This is a genomic window from Bradyrhizobium sp. P2_E8 (assembly GCF_056403875.1).
Genome location: NZ_JBFUES010000184.1, coordinates 1 through 9,631, shown reverse-complemented (window position 1 = coordinate 9,631; position 9,631 = coordinate 1). Strand labels below are relative to the sequence as shown.

9 protein-coding genes are annotated in these 9,631 nt (G+C 64.5%); 4 read left to right on the top strand and 5 right to left on the bottom strand.

What is annotated here, in order from left to right; all coding sequences use genetic code 11:
* Nucleotides 1–313 precede the first annotated feature (313 nt).
* On the top strand, nt 314–952 hold the full coding sequence (locus tag AC1D00_RS13015; protein ID WP_477010944.1) for a hypothetical protein: 639 nt from the start codon (nt 314–316) through the stop codon (nt 950–952).
* Between the two features lie 72 nt (nt 953–1,024).
* Here AC1D00_RS13015 and AC1D00_RS13010 read toward each other — a convergent pair whose 3' ends face one another.
* Together AC1D00_RS13010 and parE are read right to left on the bottom strand one after the other, a co-directional pair.
* Nucleotides 1,025–1,807 carry an outer membrane protein gene (locus tag AC1D00_RS13010; RefSeq protein WP_135173606.1) on the bottom strand — a complete coding sequence of 261 codons (783 nt, stop codon included), beginning with the start codon at nt 1,805–1,807 and terminating at the stop codon, nt 1,025–1,027.
* Nucleotides 1,808–2,235: 428 nt separating this feature from the next.
* Nucleotides 2,236–4,278: a DNA topoisomerase IV subunit B gene (gene parE, locus AC1D00_RS13005; protein ID WP_477010943.1), complete on the bottom strand. Its 2,043-nt coding sequence runs from the start codon at nt 4,276–4,278 to the stop codon at nt 2,236–2,238.
* 273 nt (nt 4,279–4,551) lie between these two features.
* Here parE and AC1D00_RS13000 point away from each other — a divergent pair, with 273 nt between their 5' ends.
* The 3 genes from AC1D00_RS13000 to argC all read left to right on the top strand — a co-directional run bounded on the left by AC1D00_RS13000 (nt 4,552) and on the right by argC (nt 6,956).
* Nucleotides 4,552–5,082 (top strand): DedA family protein, encoded by a 531-nt coding sequence (locus tag AC1D00_RS13000; RefSeq protein WP_135173608.1) that lies wholly within the window; start codon nt 4,552–4,554, stop codon nt 5,080–5,082.
* A gap of 225 nt (nt 5,083–5,307) precedes the next feature.
* On the top strand, nt 5,308–5,976 hold the full coding sequence (locus tag AC1D00_RS12995) for an FMN-binding negative transcriptional regulator (protein WP_477010942.1): 669 nt from the start codon (nt 5,308–5,310) through the stop codon (nt 5,974–5,976).
* The gene (gene argC / locus AC1D00_RS12990; protein ID WP_477010941.1) at nt 5,973–6,956 is read left to right on the top strand and encodes an N-acetyl-gamma-glutamyl-phosphate reductase; all 984 of its coding nucleotides are present in this window, start codon (nt 5,973–5,975) and stop codon (nt 6,954–6,956) included. Before AC1D00_RS12995 ends, argC begins: the two co-directional genes overlap by 4 nt.
* A gap of 84 nt (nt 6,957–7,040) precedes the next feature.
* On the opposite strand, the gene AC1D00_RS12985 is transcribed toward argC, so the two are convergent.
* The 3 genes from AC1D00_RS12985 to AC1D00_RS12975 all read right to left on the bottom strand — a co-directional run.
* Nucleotides 7,041–7,391: a hypothetical protein gene (locus AC1D00_RS12985; RefSeq protein WP_477010940.1), complete on the bottom strand. Its 351-nt coding sequence runs from the start codon at nt 7,389–7,391 to the stop codon at nt 7,041–7,043.
* A gap of 82 nt (nt 7,392–7,473) precedes the next feature.
* A complete protein-coding gene (locus tag AC1D00_RS12980; RefSeq protein WP_092182395.1) occupies nt 7,474–7,872 on the bottom strand; it encodes an MAPEG family protein in 399 nt (132 codons plus the stop codon).
* A gap of 62 nt (nt 7,873–7,934) precedes the next feature.
* Nucleotides 7,935–9,631 (bottom strand): PHA/PHB synthase family protein (locus AC1D00_RS12975; protein ID WP_477010939.1); only part of this gene is annotated, 1,697 nt, incomplete at its 5' end.

Sequence of the window (9,631 nt, the reverse complement as noted above, 5' to 3'; positions counted from 1 at the left end):
TGCCAGATCAGGACCAGCCCGAAGCCGGCCATGGCTGCGCCATAGCCGGCCCATTGCAGCTGGTTGACCATGAAGCTCGATCGCGGCCAGGGAACCGTACCCGTGCCCTGTCCGATCCAGAGCAGCCCGACGGCGAGGACAAACAGGCCTGCGATCAGCAGAAATCTGCGCATGCGTTCCTCCCCGTTGGTCTGCTTCGTCGCGGTCCACGGACATGAACGTTTGCCGCGGCCACGAAAACTTCCGGCCAGACTAGCCGTAGCTTCGGTCCGGATACAATGGTCGTGGATGCAAGACTGCCGGGAGAGGACGCATGTTCGCGCGCAAGATGATCCTGGGGACCGCGGCTGCGGCCGCGCTCGTTGCGGCCTATGCCGTCATTCCGCGTCATGCGGATCTGCGGGCGTTCGACCCGGCCGAAATGGCGCGGCTGGAGACCGCGATGTGGCGCGACTATTACGACAAGCGCTATGGCGCGCTGTTCTACCATCTCTACGAATCGACGCGGACGCAGTTCGGCTTTTCTCCGCTTCAAAGCCTGCATGTCGCGTTCAGCGCGGCCGAGGCCGCCAGGACGTTCCAGCCGACGCGGTCGCGCCGGGAGGCCGATGCAGCCCTGCCGGCCCTCGTGGCGTACTACCGCAACTTTGCGCCGGCCGCGCCTGTGGCATTCGACGTCGAGGAGGCCGCCCGTCTCGAACTCGACTGGTGGCAGGCGCGCCGCGAAGCGGTGGCTCCGCGCGACTATGGCCTCACCATCGCGCGCGTGGCCGCGCTGACATACGGCAGGGCCGCCGATGATACCGGCATCAGACAGTTCGGCATCGCCCGGGCGGAAGCCATGGCGTTTCGCGATGCGCGGGGTGAGGCGATCACCGATGCCGACTGGATGAGGATCGAGAATCAGCTCGGGGAGGCCTACCGGACGCTCAAGGCAAGCACCGGCCGCTAGAGCTCGAGAGCCTCGCACAAACAAAAAGCCCCGGACGATGCCGGGGCTTTGACGTCTGAACTTGCGTTCGGATCAGTACTTCGCGACGACCGGACCGGTCCAGTTGAAGCGGTAGACCAGCGAGGTCGAAACCGTCTGATTCCAGCTGTTGGCGCGGATGCTGTTGACCAGCGGAACGTTGCCGGCGTCGAGCAGCTCGGTCTGGGTCTTGGCATTGTAGAAGGCCGAGCGATATTCGGTCTTCATGAACCAGCCGGGCGAGGTGATGCCGAAGATATTCAGGCTGTTCTCGACGCCGCCACCGACGAACCAGCCGTTGCGGTTGTAGCTGCCGAGGTGAGCGCCGACGGGCACGCCTGCGAGGTTCGTGAAGTTGGTCTGGCCGAAGTGAGCGCCGGAGTAACCGCCGTTGACGTAGGAGAGAACGTTCGGGGCGACCAGCCAGCCGAGACGAACGCCCGCGGCCCAGGAGTCTTCCAGCTTCTGGCTGCCGGTGATTTGGAAGAGCGGATCCTGAATGGTGGCGCGGATGCTGCCGAACTGACCGTCAGCGAACACACCGGCGACCCAGGTGCTGTTGAACTGCCAGTCGTAGCCGAGACCGACGGTGCCGAACCAGCCCGAGCCACCCTGGCGCTGGGTGATCGTCAACGGCGTGCCGGTTACCGTATCAACGACGCTCTGGTCAGCGTTCGAGAGGCCACCGCCGCCACCACCGAAGATGTAGAAGCCGGTCCAGTTGGCGACGGGCGCCGCCACCGGGGCCTTCACGTAGGGGCGGGCCGCAAGGTCAGCCGCCGAGGCCGAACCGGTCATCGCCGCAACTGCGGTCAGAGCCAGCAAAATCTTCTTCATGATAAAATCCCCAACCTTGGTCTGTAGCAGGCGCGAGCGCACTGGAGTTCGTGTCGTCTGATGCCCGGACTATAGCCGGTTCTCGCCGAAATGCTGTTGCCGGGCAGGCACACTCGCCGGAAAACGCCCATCGGCCGGGCCTGGGGGCGAGGATGTCGAAATTTCAAAAAGATATGCGTTTTCAGATTGTTACGTGAATTTGCAAATCTTCGGTTCGGGTAAGGTTTCGTTAGTGAGCGCAGCTTTGTCCGAAACGGAGGCAGTCCTGCCTCAGCCCTGGCCCCTGTGAGCCGCTGGCCGAGTCGCGGGCTGGCGTGCGGCGAGTCGCGGCGACGTGGCGCATCAAGCGCCGGGACAGGGCGGTATCGTCTCCACCAATGAAAAAGCCCCGGACTTGAGCCGGGGCTTTTTGACGGGAGCGCACCAGGTCAGACGTCCAGCAGATCCTCATTGGCAAACTCGGCCTTGTCCGAGATGAACGCGAAGCGCGCCTCGGCCTTGGTTCCCATCAGGCGCTCCACCGAATCCGCCGTGGTGTCGCGGTCGTCGGCCAGCAGGACCACCTTCAGCATGGTCCGCTTGGCCGGATCCATGGTGGTCTCCTTGAGCTGCGCCGGCATCATCTCGCCSAGGCCTTTGAAGCGGTTCACCTCGACCTTGGCGTTGGCGTTGAACTCGCTCTTGATCAGCGCCTCCTTGTGCGCGTCGTCGCGGGCGTAGACCGACTTCGAGCCGTGGGTGAGCTTGTAGAGCGGTGGCACCGCGAGGAAGAGATGGCCCTCGTCGATCAGCCGCGGCATCTGCCGGTAGAAGAAGGTAATCAGCAGCGAAGCGATGTGGGCGCCGTCGACGTCGGCATCGGTCATGATGATGATGCGCTGGTAGCGCAGATCCTCTTCGCGATATTGCGCCAGCGTGCCGCAGCCGATCGCCTGCACGAGGTCGGAGAGCTGGGCGTTCGCCGTCAGCTTGTCCTTGCCGGCCGAGGCGACGTTGAGGATCTTGCCGCGCAGCGGCAGCACGGCCTGGGTCTTGCGATCGCGCGCCTGCTTGGCGCTGCCGCCGGCCGAGTCGCCCTCGACGATGAAGAGCTCTGAGCCCTCGGTGCCGGCATCGCTGCAGTCGGCGAGCTTGCCGGGCAGGCGGAGTTTCTTGCCCGCGGTCTTGCGCGCCGTCTCCTTCTCCTGGCGGCGGCGCAGGCGCTCTTCGGCGCGGTCGATCACGAAGTCGAGCAGCTTGTTGGCCTGGTTCGGATTGCCCGAGAGCCAGTGGTCGAACGGATCCTTCATCGCCTGTTCGACGATGCGCTGCGCTTCCGCCGTGGCGAGGCGATCCTTGGTCTGGCCCTGGAATTCAGGCTCGCGCACGAACACCGAGAGCATCACGGCCGCACCGACCATCACGTCTTCCGACGTAATGGACGAGGCGCGCTTGCCCTGGCCGACGCGCTCGGCGTGATCCTTCAGGCCGCGCAGCAGCGCGCTGCGCAGGCCCGATTCATGCGTGCCGCCATCAGGCGTCGGCACCGTGTTGGTGTAGGACGAGAGGAAGCCGTCGGCATCCGCGGTCCAGGCGACCGCCCATTCGCAGGCGCCATGCGCGCCGTTGCGCCCCGACTTGCCGGAGAAGATGTCGGGATGCACCAGCGTGTCGGCGTGGATCGCGGCGGCGAGATAATCCTTCAACCCGCCGGGGAAGTGGAACGTCGCTTCCGCCGGCACGTCCTCGACGCCCTTGAGCAGCTCGGGCACGCAGTTCCAGCGGATCTCGACGCCGCCGAACAGATAGGCCTTGGAACGCGTCATCTTGAACAGGCGCTGCGGCTTGAACGCGGCCTTCGCGCCGAAGATGTCGGTATCGGGCTTGAAGCGCACGCGCGTGCCGCGGCGGTTGTTGATCTTGCCGAGATCCTCGAGCTTGCCCTTGGGGTGCCCGCGCTCGAACGTCATGCGGTAGAGTTTCTGGCTGCGCGCGACCTCGACCTCGAGAAGGGAGGAGAGGGCGTTCACCACGGAGATGCCGACGCCGTGCAGGCCGCCCGAGGTCTCGTAGACCTTGCTGTCGAACTTGCCGCCCGAATGCAGCGTGCACATGATGACTTCGAGCGCCGACTTCTTCGGAAACTTCGGATGCGGATCGATCGGGATGCCGCGACCGTTGTCGGTGACGGTGAGAAAGCCGTCCGCGCTGAGGTCGACGCCGATGAAGGTCGCGTGCCCGGCCAGCGCCTCGTCCATCGAGTTGTCGATGACTTCGGCGAACAGGTGATGCAGCGCCTTCTCGTCGGTTCCGCCGATATACATGCCGGGCCGGCGCCGCACCGGTTCCAGGCCTTCGAGCACCTCGATGTCCGCCGCGGTGTAGTCGGCTTCCGCGCCGCCCGCGCGTGGCGCCGCCTTGGCGGCGCGGGGCTTGGGCTCGTCGCCACCGAAAAAGTCGTCTTTTGCTTTGGGCTTCAACTGTTTGGACATGAATCTTGATACGTTTTGAGGGCCGCGCTGGCGGCGAATCGGTTCGGGCGACTATGACACGGCTGGCCCGGAAAGGTCACCGCAGGGCCAGCCGGCGCCGGGGTTGGGAGCTAATCCCGGCGATTTTACGCCGCGGGTCGCTCAGTTGCCGGCAATTTGACAGCGAGGTCCACGCTCAGCCGGACTTTGTGACTTGATGTCACACAAGTCCCTGGCTTACCAGTCTTTTTCACTGAGCAGGACCTTGAGACGGGGCGGGAAGGCTATTCTGGCATGGAGCAGTTTGCGCACGCACTGACCGACTTCGTGCGCGCGCACGAGGCTTGGGCGGCTCCGATCGTCTTCCTGCTGGCGTTCGGGGAGTCGCTCGCCTTCATCTCGCTGCTGATCCCGGCCTGGGGCGCACTGGTGGCGATCGGCGCCCTCATCGGGGTGAGCGGCATCAGCTTCTATCCGGTGTGGATTGCCGGCGGCATCGGCGCGGCGCTCGGCGACTGGGTCTCCTATTGGTTCGGCTACCGCTACAAGGAGAAGGTCGCGCAGATGTGGCCGCTCTCGCGTTACCCGGAACTCCTGCCCAAGGGCGAGGCCTTCGTGCGCAGCTGGGGCGTACCCAGCATCTTCATCGGCCGGTTCTTCGGCCCGTTGCGCGCCTCCGTGCCGCTCGCCGCCGGCATTTTCGAGATGCCCTATTGGAGCTTCCAGGTCGCCAATTTCGTCTCGGCGCTGGTCTGGTCGGCGGCGCTGCTGCTGTTCGGCGACGTGATCGCCAAGATCATGGAATGGATCTGGCGCGTGATCTGACGCCTGAACCTTGACGGGAACCAGATCTGGCCTTATAGCCGCGCGCCATGATCAACGCCGCGACCATTCTGTTCGCYCGTCGCCGCCGCCGCTCTTTAGCGGTTTGGGCGGTCGATCGCGTTTGAGATCATCGTCTTTGCCGCTGGATCCGATCCGCGGCATTCTCTCTCCTGTCAGCGCGATCTGATCCGGCGGCCCCCCGAGGAGGCCCAGCAGGAGACCACGATGTACACGCCACCCTTTTTCAAGCAGGACCGCGCTGCGAGCCTGAAATTCGCAAGCGAGCGCGGCTTCGGCACGATGTGCGCCTTCGACGGCCACAAGCCGGTCGCCTCGCCGCTGCCGTTCTACCTGACCTATGCCGCTGACGGCACGCCGCAGGCCGCCTTTCATGTTGCCCGTCACAATCCGCTGCTAAAGCTTGCGGATGGCGCGACCTCCTGGCTGCTCGCGGTCAACGGCCCCGATGCCTATGTATCGCCCGACTGGTACGTCTCGCCGGATCAGGTGCCGACCTGGCTCTACCAGTCGGTGCATCTGAGCGGGCCGGTGAAGCTGTTGTCGGACGACGAGCTGGCGGTGCAGATCGACACGCTCAGCGACAAGTTCGAGAACTGGTTGCTGCCGAAGAAGCCGTGGACATCGGCGAAGATGACGGCAGGCCGGCTGGAAGCGTTGAAGAAGGGAATCGTGGGTCTGGTCATGACGGTTGAAGAGGTCGAAGGCAGCTTCAAGCTCAACCAGCACAAATCGGACGCCGACTATACCGCGATCGCCAACGCGCTCGGTGCGCAACCCGCTGCCGACGCCAGAGAGATTGCACAACTGATGCAGGACGTGAGGCCGGAGGCCTTCGCGAACGAAACCAACATGCTCGAAAGGAACGCGCCATGAGCCTCACGGAAACAACCAAAGCCCCGACCTCCGGCGCGGCCAAGAAGCCCGCCACCGTCTTCGTCGACGGCGGCTCCGGCACCACCGGGCTCGGCATCAATGAGCGGCTGAAGCTCCAGAGCGACGTCACCGTGAAGACGATCGCCGACGAGAGGCGCAAGGATCCCGCGGCGAAGAAGGCGTTGATGGAGGAGGTCGATCTCGTCATCCTCTGCCTGCCCGACGATGCTGCGAAGGAGACGGTGGCGCTGATCGACAGCATGGGCGCTGCGGCGCCGAAGGTGCTGGACGCTTCCACCGCGTACCGGGTCGCGCCCGATTGGGCCTACGGCTTTCCGGAGCTGACGCCGGACCAGGCCGGCAAGATCAAGGCCGCGAAGAAGGTCTCCAATCCCGGCTGCTATCCGACCGGTGCGATCGCGCTGCTGCGGCCGATGGTCGATGCCGGCCTGTTGCCGCCCGATTATCCCGTCACCGTCAACGCGGTGAGCGGCTATTCCGGCGGCGGCAAGTCGATGATCGCGAGCTTTGAAGACGGCAGCGCGCCGTCCTTCGAGCTCTACGGCCTCGGCTTCGAGCACAAGCATCTGCCGGAGATGCAGCTCTATTCGAACCTGACGCGACGGCCGATCTTCATTCCCTCGGTCGCCAACTACCGGCAGGGCATGCTGGTCTCGGTGCCGCTCCAGCTCGACACGCTACCGGGCAAGCCCAGCGGTGCGGACCTTCAGGCCGCGCTGGCCAAGCGTTACGCCGGCTCGAAATACGTCTCGGTGATGCCGCTCCAGAACGAGGCGACCAAGGGCGGCAAGCTCGAGCCGGAGGCGCTCAACGAGACCAACATGCTCGAGCTCCACGTCTTCGCCAGCGACAAATATCACCAGGCGGTGCTGGTCGCGCGGCTCGACAATCTCGGCAAGGGCGCCTCGGGTGCGGCCGTGCAGAACATGCGGCTGATGCTGGGCTTGGCGGAGGAGTAGGGCAGCCTCGTGCCCCGGACGCAGCGCAACACTTCTTCGGAGTGATGCGCTGCAGAGCCGGGGCCTGGCGCAACGCGCCGTCACTCACTGCAAAACAATGTCGGCTGGAAACGGTCGAACAGGGCGGCCGGCGCAAACATTCTTGCGGGCCGCCACGGCCTCGCGGCGATACGTCTCGAGGTCGCCGAGCAAGCGGTCGGAGATTTCGCAGACGTCCCGATGGTCGTTCGCATAATCGACCACGGCGCTCCAGGCGCGCGAGGCCCGGATGTAGGCGTCACAGCGGTCCGAGATCAAGGCGCGCGTCGTCGGTTTTGAGGCTTCGACAGCCTCGCTGCGCAGGCTTCGCAATTCAGGGCATGGCGCCTGCGCGCCGGCCTCGCGACATAATCCGGCGAGCGCGAGCACCGCGAGGACTGGCAAAAGGATCCGCATCGGGATTCCCCCGCTTCGGTTGTTACCGTGCGAGGATATCTTTGGATTGCAGCAGCGTCCAGCGACCCTCGACGCTGCTGTTTCAAACCACCTTGAAGATCGCCAGCGCCAGCACGGCCTGCGCGAGGAAGCCGACGGTGAAGGCCAGGGTGCGGAACACCGGGATTCCCATGGCGTAGACGATCAGATGTGCGACGCGCGACCAGAAGTAGACGGCGCAGGCGAGCACGGTCCATTTCGTGGAATAGTCGATGGCGTTCAGGATCAGCACCAGCGGCGCGAACAGCACGAGGTTCTCGACGGCGTTGTCATGCGCGAACATCAGGCGGTTCGCCCATTCCGACTGCGGCTTGTCGCCGCGCGAGGGATTGGCCAGCGCGCCACTGAGACCTCGAACCTGGCAGCGGTTGATGGTGTAGGGAATCCAGAGGATCCCGGTCAGGATCACCGTCAGTGTCAGCCAGAACAATTCGCGCGTCATGGTGCGGTCCCCTCTCTCGTCGCAGTGCTGAAGGCGAGCTTATACAAGCGCAGGAGATTCCGCTATGCGCGAACCCTGACATAGCTGCCGGGCGCATCCTCGATCGGGGGGAGCGTCTCGCTGCCGACTGTGCGCGCCGGGACTTCCTCGGGATCGAGCTCGCCCAGCCATTGCCGCCAGTCCGGCCACCACGAGCCCTTGTGCTCGACCGCGCCCTTCATCCACTCGGCGACGTTGACGTCCTTGATGTTGTCGTTGGTCCAGTACTGGTACTTGTTCGAGGCGGGTGGGTTGACCACGCCGGCGATGTGGCCCGAGCCGGACAGCACGTATTTCACCGGGCCGCCGAAGAACTGCGAGCCGTACAGCACCGACTCGGCCGGCGCGATGTGGTCCTCGCGGGTGGCGAGGTTGTAGACGGGCACCTTGACCTTGGAGAGATCGAGCAGCGTGTTGTCGAGCACCATCGTGCCGGTCGACAGCCGGTTCTCCAGATAGCAATTGCGCAAGTAATAGGAATGGTTCGACGCGGTCATGCGCGTCGCATCCGAATTCCAGTGCAACAGGTCGAACGCGCTCGGCTGCTGGCCTTTCAAATAGTTGCTGACGACATAGGACCAGATCAAATCGTTGGAGCGCAGCATGTTGAAGGCCATCGCCATCTTCGAGCCTTCGAGCACGCCGGCGGCCCTCATGTCCTGCTCGAGCGATGCGATCTGCTCCTCGTCGACGAACACAAGGAGATCGCCGGCATGAGTGAAGTCGACCTGCGCCGCGAAGAACGTCGCGGACGACACGCGCTGGCGGCGTTTCTCGGCGAGCCAGGCCAGCGTGGTCGCGAGCATCGTGCCGCCGACGCAATAGCCGGCGGTGTGCACCTTCATCTCGCCGGTGACCTTCTCGATCACGTCCATTGCCGTGAGCGGGCCTTCCTTCATGTAGTCTTCCCAGCTCTTGTTGCCGAGCCGCTTGTCGGGATTGACCCATGAGATCACGAACACGGTGATGCCCTGGTCGACGCACCACTTGATGTAGGATTTCTCCGGCTTGAGATCGAGGATGTAGAACTTGTTGATCCAGGGCGGCACGATCAGGAGCGGGGTGCGCAGCACGTTCTCCGTGGTCGGAGAATACTGGATGAGCTGCATCATCTCGTTCTGGTAGATCACCTTGCCCGGCGTCGTCGCCATGTTGACGCCGACGAGGAGATTGTCCGGGTTGGACTGGCGGATCTTCAGCATGCCCTTGCCGGCGGCGATGTCCTCGGCCAGCATCTTCAGGCCGCGCGCGAGATTGTCGCCGCTACTCGCCACCGTCTCGCGCAGCACTTCCGGATTGGTCAGCACGAAATTCGAGGGCGACAGCGCGTTGGTGATCTGCTGGACGTAGAACTCGGCCTTGCGGCGGGTCTGCGGATCAAGCCCCTCAGCGTCGCGCACCAGCTCCTGCGCCCATCTGGTGGTGAGCAGATAGAGCTGCATCACGAAATCGAAGAACTGGTTCGACTTCCATTCCGGGTCGGCAAAGCGCTTGTCGCGCGGCGAGGGCGCGATTGCGGGCGGGGCCTCCTGACCGGCCATGCGGCGCGCCGCCGACCCCCAGAGGTCGAGATAGTCCTTGGCGAGCTTGGTCTGGAGATCGGAGGAGCGGGACGTGTCCGACAGCCAGTATTCGGCAACCGATGTGAAGGCCTTGACGGCTTCGGTGAGCTCGGCCGGCGGACGGTCCTGCACCTCGCCGCTCTCGCGCGGCTTGAGGA